This is a genomic window from Citrifermentans bemidjiense Bem (assembly GCF_000020725.1).
Lineage (GTDB): Bacteria > Desulfobacterota > Desulfuromonadia > Geobacterales > Geobacteraceae > Geomonas > Geomonas bemidjiensis.
Genome location: NC_011146.1, coordinates 4,100,694 through 4,117,401 on the forward strand (window position 1 = coordinate 4,100,694; position 16,708 = coordinate 4,117,401).

Sequence of the window (16,708 nt, forward strand, 5' to 3'; positions counted from 1 at the left end):
CTTCGGATGCTGACCGAGGTAAACCGCTGTAAAAGGAGGTCCAGATGTTCAAGATCAAAATCAAGTTGAATGGTAGGGATTCCGTTTTCATTGCCAACAGCGAACGGTACATCACCGGTATGGAAAATATCGGGGCATACAAGGGTGTCACCGGGGATTCACCGCCCTCCATTGATCTCTTAAAACAAACCTTTGGCCAGTACAAGCAGTGCTTCGAAAAGGGCGCAACCGGTGACCGCATCCAGATCACCATGCGAAACCGAACCCGAAAGGAGCTTAAGGAGATGTTCCAAAAGGCCCAGAATTACCTACAGGCAGTGGCGAGCGAGGCAGACCTGCCGGCACTACTGCAAGCAGGGTTCGAGTTACGAAGTGCAGGAGTACGTGGCAAACGCGGCACCGGCACTGTACCACCCACAGAACCACAAGGGTCTTAGTCTCCTTTTTGTCACCCCTCAGTCAGCGGAAGCAGTTGCTCTACTTGATCTACCCCCGGAGGCCGTTCAGCAAGTGCATTGGAACAGCCTCCCGGGGGCTCTTCCTTGACAGACAGTGTCTCAATTCCCTCAAAATGGTCTTCCCGTTCACTGAATATCCCCATCGTGCCGGAAATTCCTGACATTTGCACTAGACGTCCCCATCTCCGGACAATCCACCGTCGTGTTTCAACTAAATGCTCTCATCTCTGGACAATACGTCTTTACGTTTTGATTAAACATCCCATCTCCCGACAATTCGTCATCGCCTTTCAACTAAACGTCCCCATCTCCCGACAATTCGTCATCGCGTTTCAGCTAAACGTCCCCATATCCCGACAATTCGTCATCGCGTTTCAGCTAAACGTCCCCATCTCCCGACAATTCGTCATCGCCTTTCAACTAAACGTCCCCATCTCCCGACAATTCGTCATCGTGTTTCAACCATGTATCCTCAGGGGCCAGGTTGGGGGGCTATGAAATATTCTGTGTAAAAAACCTGGGTATTCCCAGTTGAGAGAAAAAGCCCCACCCTATTGACCGTAGGCTATGAATTCATTCCAATACCGGTGGATTTGTGCTAGTTTGCGGTACAATTCGTAGCGGCGTCCCCTATTTTGGTAGATGCGCAAGGAGTCCGATGGATCTATTCGAGGAACTCAAAGCTGCTGCGGCCGGCAGAAACGAAGAGGGTGATTTTCCGGACTGGCTTCTCGCGGGGGTGCTGGAGGTCGCGAATTCTCCCGATTTGCATAGCGACCACCTTGGACTGGTGGAGTTGCTTCTTGCGCAGGTTCGCGATTACGACGCCTATGCCGGCGCCGGCTGCTTTGATGCGTCAGTGACTGCGGGTACAATTGAACGCACTCTTAGGCTGATGGGCCAGCGGTAGCAAAAGGAATCAGGAGAATCACCAGATGGCGCGACTGACCTGCTGCTTCTCCCTGCTCTTTGCCATCACTGCGGCGATCTTTTCTTCGGGGTGCGACAGGAAGATGGTGAAGGTAGGCGAGCAAGCGCCGCCGGTCTCGGGAAGGGACATTCGCGGCAACCAGGTGTCGCCTGAGACCTTGAAAGGCAAGGTCGTTGTCCTTTACTTCTGGACTAATTCATGCTGCGGCGAAACTCTGAAAGAGGACCTGGAGCCGGTTTATCGCAGGAACAAGGACAGGGGACTGGCGGTCATCGCGGTAAACGAGTTCGACGAGGAAAAAGATTTAGTTTCTATAGCGGCAACTAACCGGCTCTCAGTTCCGATAATGGTGGATGCCGGCTCTACATTGGCGAAAGACTTCACGGTCTTTGCCTTCCCTACAGCGTTCATACTGGATAGAAACGGCACCCTAAGACAGAAGGTCCTTGGACAGATCTCGGCAGCCAAGCTAGAGCAGCTAATCCAGCAAGTCAATTAGCATGAGGACGCACATGAGAGTAGTGAGAGAAGTAATTATCACTTGCCTGGTCATTGCCGCAATTACCGGGTTTGCTCTGGCTGCGCCCCCTGATCTCGATAAATACCGGACCTGCAACTACTGCGGCATGGACAGGTCGAAATATGGCCACAGCAGAATGCTCATAGAATACGACGACGGCACCTCCGTGGCAGCCTGCAGCCTTCACTGTGCCGCTGTTGATCTTGCAGTCAACATTGACCGGACAGCATCACACATCTACGTAGGCGATTACGGCAGCAGGAAACTCATCGATGCGGAAACCGCCTCCTGGGTCATCGGAGGCAGCCGGCCGGGAGTGATGTCCGCTAATGCCAAGTGGGCTTTCGAGACAAAAGAAGGGGCTGCCGGATTTATAAAGGAGCATGGCGGGACGCTTAGCACATTCGATGACTCCGTCAGCGCTGCTTATCTCGACATGTACAAAGACACGAAGGCGATCAGGGAACGGCACAAAGCAAAGCATCGGGGCAGCAGCGGGGGGCCCAGATGATCCGCCGCATCCTCAACCATTTCTCAGTGTATATCACTCCTTTTTTACTCGCTTCGCTGGGGATGGCTGCCAATATAAAGCCGGATAAGGTTGGGCCGAAAGACAGGTGCCCGGTCTGTGGGATGTTCGTAGCCAGATATCTCGACTTTGCCGCCCAAGTCAAATTCGAAGACGGCCAAGTGTTTCATTTCGACGGCGCAAAGGATATGTTTACCTTCTACCTGGACATCCCTCGTTATGCTCCCGGCAGGCAGATGTCCGACGTCACCTACATCTTTGTCACCAACTATTACGAGCTCAACCTAATCGACGGGAAAAAGGCCCTGTACGTCGCAGGCAGCGACGTCTATGGCCCGATGGGACACGAACTGATACCCTTTGCCCACCGGCCGGAAGCCGAAGACTTTCTGAAGGACCATGAGGGAAAGCATCTGTTCCGGTTTCAGGATGTGACGCCGGCGGCACTCTCCAAGCTTGAGCGATGACTCAACGAAAGTCCGCACTTTTTGCCTGGGTGGTTGCCTTGCTTTCCTTTACCCTGGCAGGACTGCTCATCCACGCGCAGCATAAAGTCGGTTCCGCGTCCCCCGTTATTGCCGCCAACGCGATGCTGGTCAGGCAGTTGCAACTGACCGACCTCTGTGTATTTACCGAGGCCAGCTACACCAGAAACCCCGCCGTTGCAGGCGCAGCGCCTGCTTTCCAGGACTCCCCCCTGTCATTTGAGCACTTCCCCAGCGGGGCACTCGTGCAGCCCCACCCCGCAGCGGCCAGGAACGTCCCGTGATTGAACGCCACCGCTACATCCTCGACTTCACTTTGGCCTCCTTGCTCCGCAGGAAGGGGAAGAACTCCGCCCTTCTCGTTGTCTACATCCTTGTAGTGTTCGTAGCGGCTTCAGTTCTGTTCTTCACCCATGCCTTACAGTACGAGGCGTCGCTGCTGCTCGAAGACGCGCCCGATATCGTGGTCCAAAACACCCTGACTGGACGCCAGCATCCTGTCCCGGTCAAGTGGCGCCGGTCCATCGGCGAGATCCGCGGCGTCGCCTCTGTAGCACCAAGGCTCTGGGGGTACCAATACGATAAAGCATTTGCTGCGAACTACACCCTCCTGGTACCTGTTAAAGACGAGCCGCCGTCAGGAAGTATCGATATCGGCAGCGCCATCTCCCGCACCCGCAACGCCTATCCCGGCGATATCATCTCCCTCCCCGGAAGCGATGGCCGCCCCCATGCCTTTACCATCCGGCAGACGCTCTCCTCGGAATCGCAACTCCTGACCGGGGACCTCATGGTTCTTTCGGAGAAGGACTTCAGGGAGCTTTCCGGTATCCCCAAAGATCAGGCGACAGATCTCGTGCTGCGGGTCCCGAACGCCCGGGAGCAGCGGACCGTAGCGGCGAAGATCACCCGGCTTTACCCTGAGGCGCGCCCCATCTTGCGCGAGGAGATGCGACGGACTTATGACGCCGTTTATGGCTGGCGTTCGTCCCTTCTGCTGGTTGTCTTCAGCGGAGCAGGTTTGGCTTTCTTTATCTTTGCCTGGGACAAGGCTACGGGCATCTCTGCCGAGGAAAGAAAAGAAATCGGCATCCTGAAGGCTATCGGGTGGGAAACTTCGGACATACTGTTGATGAAATTCTGGGAGGGAATCGTCATTTCGCTTTGTTCTTTCCTGGCGGGAAGCATCCTTGCCTACTTCCATGTCTTTGCGTCTTCCTCTGCACTATTTCTTCCCGTCCTTAAAGGATGGTCGACCCTCTATCCCACCTTCAGGCTTCAGCCGTCCATCGATTACTGGCAGCTTGCGGTCCTCTTCTTCTTGACGGTGATTCCCTATACCATCGCGACCATTATCCCTTTCTGGCGCGCGGCAACGATCGATCCCGATGTGGCGATGAGGTGAACGCAGTATGATCTCCGTTCAGAACGTAGTGAAGATCTTCAACGGCGGGCGACCGAACGAGTTGCGCGCGGTCCGGGAGGTTTCCCTGGAGATCGGGTTGGACCAGGCCACGGCCCTGGTGGGACCGAGCGGATCGGGAAAGACGACGCTCCTCTCTTTGATTGGATGCATGGCCCGCCCCACATCCGGCCGCATCTTCGTCAAGGAAGAGGAGGTCACCAGCCTCCCTGAGCGGTTTCTTGCCGGGATCCGAAGATCGACCTTCGGGTTCGTCTTTCAGCGGCACAATCTGATAAAGGGAATTTCCGTGCTGGAGAACGTCATGGCGCCCGCTTACCCCGAGGGGGAACCTTTCCCGCAGCTTCGGCAAAGGGCCCTCGATACCTTGGAGCGGTTGAACCTGAAGCAGCGTGCGGACGCTAAGGTGGAGTGGCTTTCCGGAGGGGAGGCGCAGAGGGTGGCAATCGCTCGCGCCATGATTAACCGTCCAGCCGTCATGATAGCCGATGAGCCGACGGCGCACCTCGATACGAAGTTGTCCTACGACTTCATGTCGCTTATGAAGGAAGTGAAAGACGCCGGGACCGCGGTTATCCTTGCCAGCCACGACCCCATCGTCTATGGCTGCGACCTTATCGGCCGGGTAGTGGAGTTGCGTGACGGGCGGGTAGTGACCGAGAGGAACCCGAGGTGACACTCTCTCCGGGAATAGTCGCCCTGCTTGTATCTTCTCTGCTGGTCAGCATGATGTTGCTTATCGCCGCCAAGGAAGGAGCGTCGATTATCCGGCACTGGAACATGACCAGCGGAAGCGAGCTTCAACTTGCCCTGGAGCGCCGGACCTATCTCATCTCCACCATCGTCGCTATCTTCCTGCCGCTGCAACTTTTCTCCCTGTTTCTGTTTATCAACACCGTGGACGGCATCAGTCACCTTTTCACTGGCGCCATGTGCGCAGCGGGTACGCTGAAGGTGAACCGGTTCGGATATCCCACCTTGTTCCTGAAGATGGTGACTTTCCTGTTGGCAGGGATATGGCTCATACTGAACCATGCAGACAATGAAGGGCGAGACTACCCTCTAATTCGGGTGAAGTACTGGTTGCTGTTGTTAATAGTCCCTGTCTTGCTCATTGAAACCATACTGCAAGCCTCTTTTTTCTGGCGGCTCCGCCCGGACGTCATCACCTCGTGCTGCGGCGCTCTCTTTAGCAAAGGTTCGGGAACCCTGGCATCCGACATCGTTGCCGCTCCAGTGGTTCCCGTGGCAGTAGCTTTCTTTGGGATAATAGCCGCAGCAATTGCATCTGGCGGGTTATTTCTCAAGACCAAGCGCGGTGCTGCTTCGTTCGGCTGCATAAGCGGGATAGCCTTCATCACCGCGATCATTGCGGTTATTTCTTTCATCTCCGTATATATCTACGAGCTCCCCTCGCACCATTGCCCGTTCTGTTTGCTCCATCGGGAGTATCACTTCATCGGATACCTGCTGTACGCGCTTCTTTTCTCTGGAGTTGTAGCCGGTGCCGGTGTGGGCGTGCTTCACCGATTCAAAAAGGTAGCGAGCATTAAAGGCCCGCTACTGCAGATGCAGCAAAAGCTGACGGTTGTCGCCCTGGCATCGTTCGCGACAACGGCACTGATCGTCATCTGGAAGATGGCCTCTTCGACGTTGAGGCTGTTTACTTAGCCCCGTTTTCTCCCTTCGCTACTACGCTGTTTACTGACAGTCTCAGGTTGTCAAAGACAATCCCTCTCTCAGCCCCGCCCGTCGTGGCGCTGATGTGCAGGTGCGGCTCCAGCGTGTTGCCGGAATTCCCGACGTTACCTAGTAACTCTCCAGCAGAAACGACTTGGCCAGCTTTCACCTTAATAGTGCCGCGCTTTAAATGCGCCAGGAAGAGTTCCGTGTCGGCGCACTTCATGACCAGATGATTTCCCGCCGGATGTTCCACATCCGGACGTCCGGGTGCATTGTCCGGCAACCCGTCCTGAGCGAACAGGATGGTTCCCGCGCAGGGGCTGGATATCCTCTCCCCGAAGATTTCATAGGCAGCTAAGGAGCGGGGAGCAATGCCGTCGGCCCGATTGCCGAAACCGTTTAACTTAACAACGTCAAAGGCGAGCCTGCTTCCGCCTAACACATGAAACGGATTAGTAATCATGCTGCTTCCGCCCTGGAGCACGTAGTAATTTCCTGAAGCTAACGGGAATGACAGGTTGAGGGCGCTTTCCGGCTGATGAAACGCTGCAACGGCCAAGACATCCAGCACCACGAACAGAAGAAGAGCAAGCAGGGAGATAGAAAAGCGCAACCTGCTCCAATGCCTGGCTTTATCGTTGAACTTCGTACCTCGCATCGAGTAGGCAACTGCGAGAACAAACAGAACCAGGGAAGCAAAACGCAGGTAGTAGCTGGTAAGCGCCCAGGGGGCAGTCAGAAATGCAAACGCAACGACGCTGCCACAGGTTGCGGTCGATAGAGCCCATTCAAGCCGGTGCCGAGGCTTGCCCCTTACCAGCCACACCAATGCAGCAGCAACGAGGCATGGCGGGTAAAGTGCGAAAATGTACTGAAGAAGTGCTTTCACGTTTGATCTCAGGTCAGCTGGGCGACCTGGGGAAAAGGAGCGTCAAGTCCCCCTTGCGGAGGGTCAATTCGGATTTATTTCCACTGGACCCCTTGATATAGGAAACACTCAAGGTCTCGCTCGATTTCGTTATCTGCATCATGTCGAACAAAGACATACCTGCCGTCTCGCGGCCATTCAAGGCAATAAGTTCGTCACCGACCGACAATCCAGCTTTGTCTGCGGCACTCCCTTTCCATAAACCGCTCACGATAGCCTTACCCTTCTCATAAGAGACTGCGAATCCGTAAGACATCATCTCCTTTTCAAGATGCCGATCGTCGAACGGCTTCAAGTACAGAAGAGAGGCTGGGTAATCGATGGTCACCATGAAATTCTTCAGATATGCGGCGCCCAGGGTCATAACATCTTCGAAGCGGTTAGAGAAAATCGCCGCATTCTCTATGGTTATGGGGCCTGATGCTATTCGATCCGTTTTGACCAAGTAGCTTTCTCTGTCTTTGCCGAATACTCCTGCTCCCATCGAGCCGTTGGAGCTGATGTATTCTCCACTCTTGAAGTGAGGCAGCTTGTTGAGGGTGGACAGAGGAAAAGAGGCGATCGCATCGTGTCCGGTATCGACCATGCAGTCGAGAGCTACCGAGCCGTCTACTTCGCATTTCATGGTAGGCGCAAATCCGAACTTCATGTTTTTCCACATCGGCAACTTCATCGCACCGTCAAAGGAGCGTCCTTCGGATTTACTCAGGAACGTCACTCGCTGATTCCGGTAATCCAGCTGAACCGTAAAAAACCTGAGAAAATTGGAACCGAGCAAGCCGTCGATCTTCGGGTTGAATTTTTTCATATCGACAACAGCAGCTGCGCAGTCTGAAACGGCGGCTTTCCCTACGCTTATTCTGTTCACCTGAACCAGGCGAACGTCTTTTTTGTTCCCCGCTGAGTCTGCAACCTTATTCGTCACCGAGTCCTTGAACGCGAATCTTTTGGCGACCTGTTCGTCTATGACGGTAAGGGCACCTGTATCCACCATGAAAGTCAGATCCTCTGGGGAATCGTCGATTCTGACCTTTACGGTGAGAAGATGGGCCATCTGCTCTGCCTTGACAGATTCATCGTTGGTCAAGATGCTCTGAGGCGAGCCGCCCCGAACCATGGAGACCCCCTTGATTGCCGAGCAACCGGTATTAAGCAAACCGACCAGCAGAAAACAGATCAAAAACAGTGACTGACGAGAATGAAAAGGTTTCATATTGAAAATCCTTTAGACACCAACGCTCGCTATCCTGGGTGTCATTTTGAAGTGGCCGCATATGAGTTCTCAAAACTTTCTCCTGATTTTACCTTGTCGATCAGTTTCAGGAGTCCCTCTCTGCCGGCTTTCCGATGCCAGGTTCTAACCTCGTGCCCAGCCAACGTATAGACCACATACATCTTTCCAGGCACGCCTAACGCACAATCAACGTCGCCATACTTCCCTGCAGCCTTGTTCCACCCCTTTAGCGTCACCAGGTCATCCAGCCTGGGAGTGTCCATCTTCTGGGCCACGATCCGCTCCCATACCTTTTCCGAATGTCTTGGCTCTTCACTTACAACAACCGCAAGCCCCTCGTCAAACCAGGTGGGGATGGAATTCATTCCGAAAATTCCATCGAACTTCGCATCCATTCTCGTTCTTAGTTCCGCGTGCGACCATTCATGTGTCAGGATTGGAACCGTGAGTCCTCTTGGAGAGATTAAAACTTTCGATTTGCCTAGGTCTTTCCCGCGGGGCTTCCCGCCGCCTATGCCGGCGAAGCATTCTTCCGTCGAACAAGCAAGTATGTCCGGTTGGCTGGTGATGCTGCCGTAAAAATTAGTAATATTTGTTCTCGCCACGGCGACAACTTGCCTAAAGTCTTCTCTTTGGGCTAGTGACATCTCCTTGTTAACGAACACCCTTGGAGCAAGCTCCTCCATCCCCAGCGCGGACGGAGGCAATAAATAAGCTTTTGCTCCATTGAACTCAGTACATCCGGACAGCAATAAGAGAAGTAGGATCAATCCGTACCTTGGGCTCATACTTTTCCCCTTTCAGCTGTTGCCGCGCGGAGTGGGATGGTCAATATGCGGCCACTTTGCAGAGGTAGTGATAGAGAGGGGCGATGGTTCCGAAGCCGGAAACTAAGTCCGAGATCAACGTCTTGTCGATAAAGCTGTCCGTAACTGGTTGATTGCTGGCAAGGTAAATACTTTTTCTGTTGTACCAGTCATTCAACTCGGCCGGGATGCCGGGCTTCAAGGGGCGCTTGTATCTATCGCCCTCGATTGTGAAGACATTCTGGCTTGAGAAGAATGAAGTCGCCGAATGGAATTTAGCCGGTTTGGAGTCTATAGATTTCCTGAACCTGTCCATGGTTTCGCGGCTGGCGCTGTAGAAGCCCATGCCGTAACGGTAAGAGTCCGGGGAAATCTCGAAGAAATACGCCGGGTAATCCTTCCACTCGATCCTCGGCCGCTTGAAGGTAATCCAGTGACTTGTCTTGTACGGGGACTTGTCCCTTGAGAACCGCGTATCCCGATAGATGCGGGAAATCGTCTTGTTCAACGCAGGCCTTACTTCCAAATCAGGATCGAGGCTCTGCATAAATGGCCCTAGTCCAGCTGCCAATGACTGCAAAGGCTTCAGGACATTATCCTGGTAATCTGATTTATGAAGCTCGAACCATTGCTTGTTGTTGTTATCGTTCAGATTTCTGAGAAATTGGAACGTCCCGGCAGGAAATCCCTCGAATTTTTCTATCATTTCAGTGTCCTTTTCCTCAGCTCGGCGTATCTCGCTCTAGATATATCCCGTGAACCTTCTCAAGCAGGGCTGATTTGGTTGTCTGTTTCAACATGCTCGCGCATGACATCTCTCACCCTCACTTCAGGACTGGCTGCGGTCTGTTGTCGCTGCCACCCGTCATTTGAGTTTGCTTCGATTGTTTCGTCGCTCGAACAAGGGACTTTTCTCCGGGCACATCCGTAATGGAAACCGCGCAGCAGATTAGCACGCACAGCAGACCAACATCAATGGAAATTAATTTTGATTGGGATCACTTTTGAACGGGTTGGTCGTGGCCAGAAAAGGGAAGGCTTTCCCATTCCTGCCGCTGGTAGCGAACGATGGGCTGACAGGGAGTGGTTGCGGCGGAGACTAAAACGCGACTGCATCGGATGATGCAGCCGCGTATGGTTAAGAAGGCCGAGTTGTGGGTCATGGCAGGGTGAAGAAGAAGCAAGAATGGCGATGAGCCGTCGGCGCCGGATGGGCTCTCACTTCGTGCCCGGTTTGCCGCCGTCTTACCGGTCTCTGCCGTGGGAGCCGCAGATTTCTTCCGCTACGGTACGGAAATGAAAACCATAGATGGTGAGGGTTATGGTCAACGGGAGAAGCCGCGGTTTCCTGACGAGGGTCCACAGGAAAATCTTCCAGTAGTGCAGCCGCTCCTTGCCGAGAATCCCCAGGAAAAGCACGGAGCGAAAGAAGGCCCTGATATCGCGCCGCTGCAGCATGGAAAAGGGGGAGGGTCCCAAAAGCCGGTACTGTTTCAGGAAGGTCATCAGCCGTGCATAGAAATGCTCGGGGGAGTAGATGGTCCTCATCAGGCGCTGGTACCCTTCGATCAGCACCTCCGGCCCCATTTTGGGAATATAGGTGAGGGCGGTATCGGTGTTGTTCCCGCTGCACGTGCTTATGATTCTTCCCTCGCGGCAGAGGCGGTTATAGAGCTTGGTGCCCCGAAGGACCATCAGTACCCCCACCATGGCGGTGACGATGCCGCTTTCCTGGATGAAGCGGAACTGTTTCTCGAAGATGGCCGGCGAGTCGCTGTCGAAACCGACGATGAAGCCACCCTGCACCTGAAGCCCGGCCCGCTGGAGATAATGCACGGAGGCCACCAGATCGCGGTTGTAGTTCTGGAGCTTTCCGGTCTCCTTCAGCGAATCCTCTTCGGGACTCTCGATCCCGATGAAGACCTCCTGGAACCCCGCGGCGACCATCATTTCTATGAGCTGCGGGTCGTCGGCAAGGTTTATGGAAGCCTCGGTATAGAAGAAGAAGGGGTACCCGCGGACCTTCATCCAGGACAGTATCGCCGGGAGAACTTCCTTTTTCAGCTTCCCTTTGTCGCCGATGAAGTTGTCGTCCACGAAGAAGACCCCGCCGCGCCACCCCGCCGCATAGAGCGCCTCCAACTCGGCAATCACTTGTTCCGGATTCTTGGTCCTGGGCCTATGGCCGAAGAGCTGGGTGATGTCGCAGAACTCGCAGTCGAAGGGACAGCCGCGGGAGTACTGAATATTCATGGAAGCATAGTGGCGCATGTCGATAAGGGACCATTTGGGGATCGGCGTGCTGGAGAGGTCGGGGCGTCCCTCGGGGCGATAAAGCCGCTGCGGCGCCTCTTTGTCCAGGTCCGCCAGGAATCGGGGCAAGGTCTCCTCGGCCTCGCCCAAAAGGAGGTGGTTCGCCTCCGGGAATTCGTCGTGGCAGGTGGAAAAAAGCGGACCGCCGGCAACGGTCTTGACCCGCATGTCGCGGCATCGTGACAGAACTTGCCGTGCGGACTCCCTCTGCACGGTCATGGCGCTAACGAATACGTAGTCGGCCCGGAAGATGTCGGCGTCGGAGAGCGGCTCGACGTTGAGGTCGATCAGCCTCATTTCCCAACTCTGCGGGAGCATCGCTGCGACAGTAAGAAGCCCCAGAGGAGGAAACGCCGCTTTCTTGCCGATAAACGGCATGGCGTGGCGGAAACTCCAATAGGTATCGGGGTACTTGGGATAAACCAGTAGAACCTTCATTTTCGCCTCTTGGGAGCCTGCCCGAATTTTCGCGCTTCAAGATGTGAGGGCCTGCCGGGGGGTTATCATGACACATAGCATTGGGGCAGTTTAACTTTAGTCAGGATCAAGTCAATTCCGCTAACTTGATTCACGGTTTGCCCTCAGCCGCTGTGAGGCATCCGGTTTCGCCTGCACCCCGTCCGCTGTGAAAGTGACTCAGCACGATGGCGGCAAGACAAAGAGAGGAACTAAAGGAGAGTGCCCAGGCAGTCCCGAGCATTGCGGCCAGGGCCCCCACCAGGGCTGTTCCCAGCGGGGCGGTCCCGATGAGCGCCAAGCTGTAGGCGGCCATGACTCTTCCACGCATGTGGCCGGGGGAACTCTGCTGCAGGGTGCGATTTACCAGCGCAAGAAATACCACCAGAGCCCCTCCTGCCAGGGCCAAGGCAAATAAGGTCAGGGGATAGTGCTCCGAGCGGGAGAATACCAGCAAGGCTGCCGCAAATAGCATCGCTGCCGATGCGGCGACTTCTTTCCGCGCCCGGATCTCCCGCGCCCACGACAATGCCACTGCGGCGAGCAGCGACCCGCCACCGGCACAGGCCGACATCACTCCAAGCCCCCGAGCTCCGACTCCCAACGTATCGGCGAACACCGGGAGCAGCGGCACGAAAGGGATCCCCAGCAAGCCGACCAGGGCCACCTGTAGCAGCAGCGGCCGGACCTCCCTGTCGTTCAGCACAAAGCGAAAGCCCTCACAGAGGTCGGCAAGCGGAAGGCGCCCCGGCCTTTTGCCTTCAAGGTTCTCCCCTCCCGCGGACTGCACGAAGAGAAGGGACAGCATACCGACCAGGAAGCTGGAGGCGTTTATGAAGAAGCAAGGGGCCGTGCCGAAAGCTGCCATGGTGAAACCGGCTATCGCTGGGCCGATCAGGCGTGTGGCGTTGAAGGAGACTGCGTTCAGGGAGACTGCTTGGCTGAGCCGGCCAACTGGGACCAGTTCGGAAAGGAATGCGTGTCGTGCCGGCAACTCCAGGGCTTGCAAGGTCGCCTGGAGAAACGCGAGTGCCAAGACCTGGGATACGGTGATCTCACCGCAAGCGGTCAGAAGACCCAGCAAGGAGGCGGGTATCAAGGATGCTGCTTGTGTGGTCATGAGCAGCACCCGCTTGTCGAAGCGATCCGCAATGACACCGCCGAGAAGGCTGAAGAGAAGCGCCGGCAACGATGTCATGACTGCGGTCAGCGCAAGCTGCCCCGGAGACTTTGTCAGGGACCACACCAGCCACCCCTGGGCGACCGACTGCGTCACGCACCCAAGCCATGACACACTCTGCCCCATCCAGAAGATGCGATAATTGCTGTCGCGCAACAGTTGCGGCTCTGCTGTAGCGTTACTCATGACATTGCCTGGTTCCCCCCCTCCTTGCGGGAGGGGGGGTGTCTGTAGCTGGTTGAGATAAGGCGAGCTGCTAGCGGCTAGCTGTTTTGGCGACCTTGGCTGCGTTTGCCCCCGCTATCCTGCCGAAGGTGATGGTCTGCGAGATGGAGTTTCCACCCAGCCGGTTCTTGCCATGAACCCCGCCAGTACCCTCTCCTGCGGCGAAAAGCCCCTTGATCGGTTTGCCATCCTTGGCTATCACCTCGCTATCCGTGGTGATCTTGAGCCCACCCATGGTGTAATGCACCCCCGGTTTCACCTCGATGGCGTAGTACTTGGCGGTTTGAAGCGGTCGCGGCAGGTCGGCGCGCTTGAATTCGGGATCGTTCTTCGCCTCGTACGCCTTATTGTAGGCGGCAATGGTCGCCTCCAGCGTCCCGGCCGGCATCTTGATCTTGTCGGCGAGTTCCTGGATGCTGGCCCCTTCCTGCACAAGGTTCAGATGGAAATAGCCGTCGATCTGCTTGAGGCTCTTCCTTACCCCTTCGTCGAAGACGAGATAGGCGGACTTGCCGGACTGGGCCAATATGGCGGCGGATGCCTTGTCGCGGGTGGTCAATTCGTTAACGAAGCGCTTTCCTTCGTGGTTCACCAGGATGGCGCCATTGCCGCGCACCGCCTCGGTGATCAGGGTACGGCTTGCGGCAGCGACGGTGGGATGAATCTGGATCTCCTTCATGTCCTTCAGTTCTGCGCCGGCAGCAGCGCCCAGATCGATGCCGTCGCCGGTCGCACCCGGCTGGTTGGAGGTGGTCATCCCTTTGTATTCCGGTCGAAGGTAGGCGACTTTCTCTGCGTTGGCCGAGAATCCACCCGCAGCGATGATCACGGCCTTTGCCTTGATGGTGTAAAGGCCGCTGTGTTTTCCTTCCACCTGGACTCCGGTCACCCTCCCCTTACCGTCTTCAACGATTTTGACCACCTTGCTGTTGACGCGGGTGTCGATCTTGCGCTGCGCTGCGTTTCTGCGTAGAACGTCGATGACCTGCGCGCCCACCGCTGAGCCGCCCTTGGGACGATGAGTGCGGTTGACGCTGGCGCCCCCCATGCGCCCTACGTCGCTCAGGTCGGCGCCGAGCCCGGTGAGCCAGTCAACGGACGAGGCGGAATTCTTGGCAAGCACCATGGCTAGGGCCGGATCGTTGAGATTCCCCCCTCCGGTCATGGTGTCCTTGTACATGAGGTCGACGGAGTCGGCGATTCCCTTTTCCTTCTGGACCGACGTCTCAGCGGCGTTCATGCCGCCGGCCGCCAGCATGCTGTTGCCGCCGGTGATGGGCTGCTTCTCGATAATGACCACCTTGGCGCCGGCATCATGCGCGGTGATGGCCGCGGTAAAGCCTGCCGCGCCGGCGCCTATGACCACAACGTCGGCCTGTTCGGTGCGCTTGACCGGTTTACGTTTGGCGGTCGAAACAGGCGCGGCGGACTTGTGAGCCGTCGCCCCGCCACCGGGAATCTTCATATCGAAAGCATGGCAGTTCATACAGTAAGCCCACGAAGCCGTGTGGCCATGATGGCAGGCGGTACAGTTAATCTCTCCCAGGTGCGACTTATGGGGGTTAACCTCTTCGTGGGAATTCTTCCCCAATTCGGCCAGCGTTCCGTGGCAATTGATGCACTTGGCGTTCACGGCGGCTTCCGAGTCATCCACCACGACCTTCTTCGCGCTGCCGTGGCAGTCGGCACAAGTCGCTTTGCCCACGTGGGCTTTTGCCAGATTCTCCGCGTTACCGCCCCACAGTGCCGTCGCCGACGCCACCACCATCATTGCCGCCATCAAAAAGCCGAACCTCGAAAGTCTCATCATATTTCTCCTTTGCATGTCGTCCAGGGCCAACGCCCCTGCCTCGGCAGGACTTCAACTATCTCAAACTGTCAGAAGCCAACGGACTTTCTGGTTGAGCACGAGGAATGCCAACAAAGGAAGTATGTGATAATGTATTGAAATTGCACCATTTGTGAATGAGAGTGAAGCGGAATATACGAGAGAAGTGCAATAACCAAAGGTTATGGAACGGCAGTGCCGACAGCGGACGATACGCTGCAATTCCGGTGGCTTAGCTGTTTTGGGCAGAAGGTTATGACCATAACCTCCGGCTATACCATTTCGTACGCGGAGCTGTTTGAGTGAGTTTTGTGCCCGAGATTCATAAGGGGTTTCCAGTTGTGAGGGCGCCGGATGGTTCTTAAAGAGATTGTGACAGTGCGCAACTACATGCTATAAGATGCAGGCGGACCACAGGCTCTTCCTGTGGTTTTTCTTTTAGGTACAGGAGTTTTATTATGTCATTTGCATCCCTTGGCCTGCACCCCGAACTGTTGAGCGCGATCGCGGAGCAGCCTGAATACAAGCGTCCCTACCCCATCCAGAGCAAGGTGATTCCGGCCGTTTTAAAGGGAAGGGATGTGATCGCCATCGCCAGGACCGGATCGGGTAAAACGGCGAGCTTCATCCTCCCGCTGCTGCAACTCATCCATTGCCGGGATGCGGGGGAGCGGCGCAGGCTCAGTGCGTTGATCCTGGTGCCTACGCGCGAACTCGCCGCCCAGATCGAGGAGGTCGCGAAACAGCTCGGGGGGCATCTGAAGCCTCGGGTCAAGACCGGCGCGGTCTTCGGCGGGGTCGCCATCAACCCCCAGATGATACTTTTGAAAGGGATAGAGCTGCTCATCGCCACTCCGGGACGGCTAATCGAACTCGTGGCCCAAAACAGCGTGCAGCTTTCCTCCGTCGCCACCCTGGTTCTTGACGAAGCCGACCGGCTTTACGCGGAGGACTTTCAAGAGGAACTGCAGCAGATCCTCGCCCTGCTCCCGTCCAAACGTCAGAACCTGCTCTTTTCAGCCACCTTCCCCCCGGAGGTTGAGCGGCTGGCGGCGAGCCTGTTGACCGACCCGATGCGGATAGAAATCGAGGCGACGGCAACCGAAGCGCAGCTGATTACCCAGCAGATTTACCTGGTGGACTCAAGCCGCAAGGGCCCCCTGCTCAGGTATCTGATCAAAAGCGGAGACTGGAAACAGGTGCTGGTCTTCGCTTCGTCGCAAAAGCGCGCCGACAACGTCACCAGGAAGCTCGTCGCCAACGGGATCAGCGCCTCCACCTTTCACAGCGGCATGAGCCAGGGCGGCAGGACCTCCGCCTTGGCCAGGTTCAAATCCGGCGAGCTTCGGGTGCTGGTCGCAACGGACCTCGCCTCCCGCGGCATCGACGTACAGTACCTTCCGCATGTGGTCAACTATGAACTTCCCCGGTCTCCCATCGATTATCAGCACCGCATCGGGAGAACCGGCCGGGCCGAAACGGCCGGGGTCGCCGTGACGCTCCTTTGCCCGGAAGATCTGGCGCACTTCAAGGTGATCGAGAAACGGCTCGGGCAACGGCTTCCCCGTATCGACACTGCGGAGCTCGATCTCTCTGCCTATTAGAGTTTCCGCCGTAATTCGGCAGAGCGTGGTGCTCTTTTAGAGCTTGCCGCTGTAGATGGTTATGCCGTGCACGGTTGGGCAAAACAGGAGACTGAATGGATAATT

The 16,708-nt window shown here is 56.0% G+C and carries 17 protein-coding genes; 10 read left to right on the plus strand and 7 right to left on the minus strand.

The features are described from left to right. Positions 1 to 44 precede the first annotated feature (44 nt). The 9 genes from GBEM_RS17885 to GBEM_RS17925 all read left to right on the plus strand — a co-directional run bounded on the left by GBEM_RS17885 (position 45) and on the right by GBEM_RS17925 (position 6,017). The gene (locus GBEM_RS17885; protein WP_012532011.1) at positions 45 to 437 is read left to right on the plus strand and encodes a hypothetical protein; all 393 of its coding nucleotides are present in this window, start codon (positions 45 to 47) and stop codon (positions 435 to 437) included. 679 nt (positions 438 to 1,116) lie between these two features. Further along, on the plus strand, positions 1,117 to 1,368 hold the full coding sequence (locus GBEM_RS17890) for a GSU3529 family protein (protein WP_012532012.1): 252 nt from the start codon (positions 1,117 to 1,119) through the stop codon (positions 1,366 to 1,368). 25 nt (positions 1,369 to 1,393) lie between these two features. Further along, positions 1,394 to 1,888: a TlpA family protein disulfide reductase gene (locus tag GBEM_RS17895; RefSeq protein ID WP_012532013.1), complete on the plus strand. Its 495-nt coding sequence runs from the start codon at positions 1,394 to 1,396 to the stop codon at positions 1,886 to 1,888. Positions 1,889 to 1,901: 13 nt separating this feature from the next. Further along, positions 1,902 to 2,420, plus strand: coding sequence for a nitrous oxide reductase accessory protein NosL (locus GBEM_RS17900; RefSeq protein ID WP_012532014.1), 519 nt, complete (start codon positions 1,902 to 1,904; stop codon positions 2,418 to 2,420). Continuing rightward, the gene (locus tag GBEM_RS17905) at positions 2,417 to 2,905 is read left to right on the plus strand and encodes a nitrous oxide reductase accessory protein NosL (protein WP_012532015.1); all 489 of its coding nucleotides are present in this window, start codon (positions 2,417 to 2,419) and stop codon (positions 2,903 to 2,905) included. Before GBEM_RS17900 ends, GBEM_RS17905 begins: the two co-directional genes overlap by 4 nt. Before the next feature lie 29 nt (positions 2,906 to 2,934). Further along, complete coding sequence (locus GBEM_RS17910) at positions 2,935 to 3,207, plus strand: hypothetical protein (RefSeq protein WP_404813050.1); 273 nt, start codon at positions 2,935 to 2,937, stop codon at positions 3,205 to 3,207. Further along, positions 3,204 to 4,328 carry an ABC transporter permease gene (locus GBEM_RS17915; protein WP_012532017.1) on the plus strand — a complete coding sequence of 375 codons (1,125 nt, stop codon included), beginning with the start codon at positions 3,204 to 3,206 and terminating at the stop codon, positions 4,326 to 4,328. Before GBEM_RS17910 ends, GBEM_RS17915 begins: the two co-directional genes overlap by 4 nt. A gap of 7 nt (positions 4,329 to 4,335) precedes the next feature. Beyond that, positions 4,336 to 5,022: an ABC transporter ATP-binding protein gene (locus GBEM_RS17920; RefSeq protein ID WP_012532018.1), complete on the plus strand. Its 687-nt coding sequence runs from the start codon at positions 4,336 to 4,338 to the stop codon at positions 5,020 to 5,022. After that, the gene (locus GBEM_RS17925; protein ID WP_012532019.1) at positions 5,019 to 6,017 is read left to right on the plus strand and encodes a hypothetical protein; all 999 of its coding nucleotides are present in this window, start codon (positions 5,019 to 5,021) and stop codon (positions 6,015 to 6,017) included. Before GBEM_RS17920 ends, GBEM_RS17925 begins: the two co-directional genes overlap by 4 nt. On the opposite strand, the gene GBEM_RS17930 is transcribed toward GBEM_RS17925, so the two are convergent. The 7 genes from GBEM_RS17930 to GBEM_RS17960 all read right to left on the minus strand — a co-directional run bounded on the left by GBEM_RS17930 (position 6,010) and on the right by GBEM_RS17960 (position 14,978). Then, entirely contained in the window at positions 6,010 to 6,918 is a 909-nt protein-coding gene (locus GBEM_RS17930; protein ID WP_012532020.1) for a M23 family metallopeptidase, read from the minus strand. The genes GBEM_RS17925 and GBEM_RS17930 overlap by 8 nt on opposite strands. Before the next feature lie 13 nt (positions 6,919 to 6,931). Beyond that, complete coding sequence (locus GBEM_RS17935; protein WP_012532021.1) at positions 6,932 to 8,170, minus strand: aspartyl protease family protein; 1,239 nt, start codon at positions 8,168 to 8,170, stop codon at positions 6,932 to 6,934. A 41-nt stretch (positions 8,171 to 8,211) separates the two neighbouring features. Continuing rightward, positions 8,212 to 8,979, minus strand: a complete 768-nt coding sequence (locus GBEM_RS17940; protein WP_012532022.1) for a hypothetical protein — start codon at positions 8,977 to 8,979, stop codon at positions 8,212 to 8,214. Between the two features lie 40 nt (positions 8,980 to 9,019). Then, complete coding sequence (locus GBEM_RS17945) at positions 9,020 to 9,703, minus strand: DUF2461 domain-containing protein (RefSeq protein ID WP_012532023.1); 684 nt, start codon at positions 9,701 to 9,703, stop codon at positions 9,020 to 9,022. Positions 9,704 to 10,242: 539 nt separating this feature from the next. Then, the gene (locus GBEM_RS17950; RefSeq protein WP_012532024.1) at positions 10,243 to 11,748 is read right to left on the minus strand and encodes a B12-binding domain-containing radical SAM protein; all 1,506 of its coding nucleotides are present in this window, start codon (positions 11,746 to 11,748) and stop codon (positions 10,243 to 10,245) included. Between the two features lie 130 nt (positions 11,749 to 11,878). After that, positions 11,879 to 13,132 (minus strand): MFS transporter, encoded by a 1,254-nt coding sequence (locus GBEM_RS17955; RefSeq protein ID WP_012532025.1) that lies wholly within the window; start codon positions 13,130 to 13,132, stop codon positions 11,879 to 11,881. 70 nt (positions 13,133 to 13,202) lie between these two features. Beyond that, entirely contained in the window at positions 13,203 to 14,978 is a 1,776-nt protein-coding gene (locus GBEM_RS17960) for a flavocytochrome c (RefSeq protein WP_012532026.1), read from the minus strand. Between the two features lie 479 nt (positions 14,979 to 15,457). On the opposite strand from GBEM_RS17960, the gene GBEM_RS17965 reads away from it, so the two are divergent. Continuing rightward, positions 15,458 to 16,603: a DEAD/DEAH box helicase gene (locus GBEM_RS17965; protein ID WP_012532027.1), complete on the plus strand. Its 1,146-nt coding sequence runs from the start codon at positions 15,458 to 15,460 to the stop codon at positions 16,601 to 16,603. The last annotated feature ends 105 nt before the right edge of the window (positions 16,604 to 16,708 follow it).

What these genes read in the sequence shown, in the direction of transcription:
- GBEM_RS17885 (WP_012532011.1), top strand. Translation starts at nt 45, where the DNA reads ATGTTCAAGATCAAAATCAAGTTGAATGGTAGGGATTCCGTTTTCATT.
- GBEM_RS17890 (WP_012532012.1), top strand. Translation starts at nt 1,117, where the DNA reads ATGGATCTATTCGAGGAACTCAAAGCTGCTGCGGCCGGCAGAAACGAA.
- GBEM_RS17895 (WP_012532013.1), top strand. Translation starts at nt 1,394, where the DNA reads ATGGCGCGACTGACCTGCTGCTTCTCCCTGCTCTTTGCCATCACTGCG.
- GBEM_RS17900 (WP_012532014.1), top strand. Translation starts at nt 1,902, where the DNA reads ATGAGAGTAGTGAGAGAAGTAATTATCACTTGCCTGGTCATTGCCGCA.
- GBEM_RS17905 (WP_012532015.1), top strand. Translation starts at nt 2,417, where the DNA reads ATGATCCGCCGCATCCTCAACCATTTCTCAGTGTATATCACTCCTTTT.
- GBEM_RS17920 (WP_012532018.1), top strand. Translation starts at nt 4,336, where the DNA reads ATGATCTCCGTTCAGAACGTAGTGAAGATCTTCAACGGCGGGCGACCG.
- GBEM_RS17935 (WP_012532021.1), bottom strand. Translation starts at nt 8,170, where the DNA reads ATGAAACCTTTTCATTCTCGTCAGTCACTGTTTTTGATCTGTTTTCTG.
- GBEM_RS17940 (WP_012532022.1), bottom strand. Translation starts at nt 8,979, where the DNA reads ATGAGCCCAAGGTACGGATTGATCCTACTTCTCTTATTGCTGTCCGGA.
- GBEM_RS17945 (WP_012532023.1), bottom strand. Translation starts at nt 9,703, where the DNA reads ATGATAGAAAAATTCGAGGGATTTCCTGCCGGGACGTTCCAATTTCTC.
- GBEM_RS17950 (WP_012532024.1), bottom strand. Translation starts at nt 11,748, where the DNA reads ATGAAGGTTCTACTGGTTTATCCCAAGTACCCCGATACCTATTGGAGT.
- GBEM_RS17955 (WP_012532025.1), bottom strand. Translation starts at nt 13,132, where the DNA reads ATGAGTAACGCTACAGCAGAGCCGCAACTGTTGCGCGACAGCAATTAT.
- GBEM_RS17960 (WP_012532026.1), bottom strand. Translation starts at nt 14,978, where the DNA reads ATGAGACTTTCGAGGTTCGGCTTTTTGATGGCGGCAATGATGGTGGTG.
- GBEM_RS17965 (WP_012532027.1), top strand. Translation starts at nt 15,458, where the DNA reads ATGTCATTTGCATCCCTTGGCCTGCACCCCGAACTGTTGAGCGCGATC.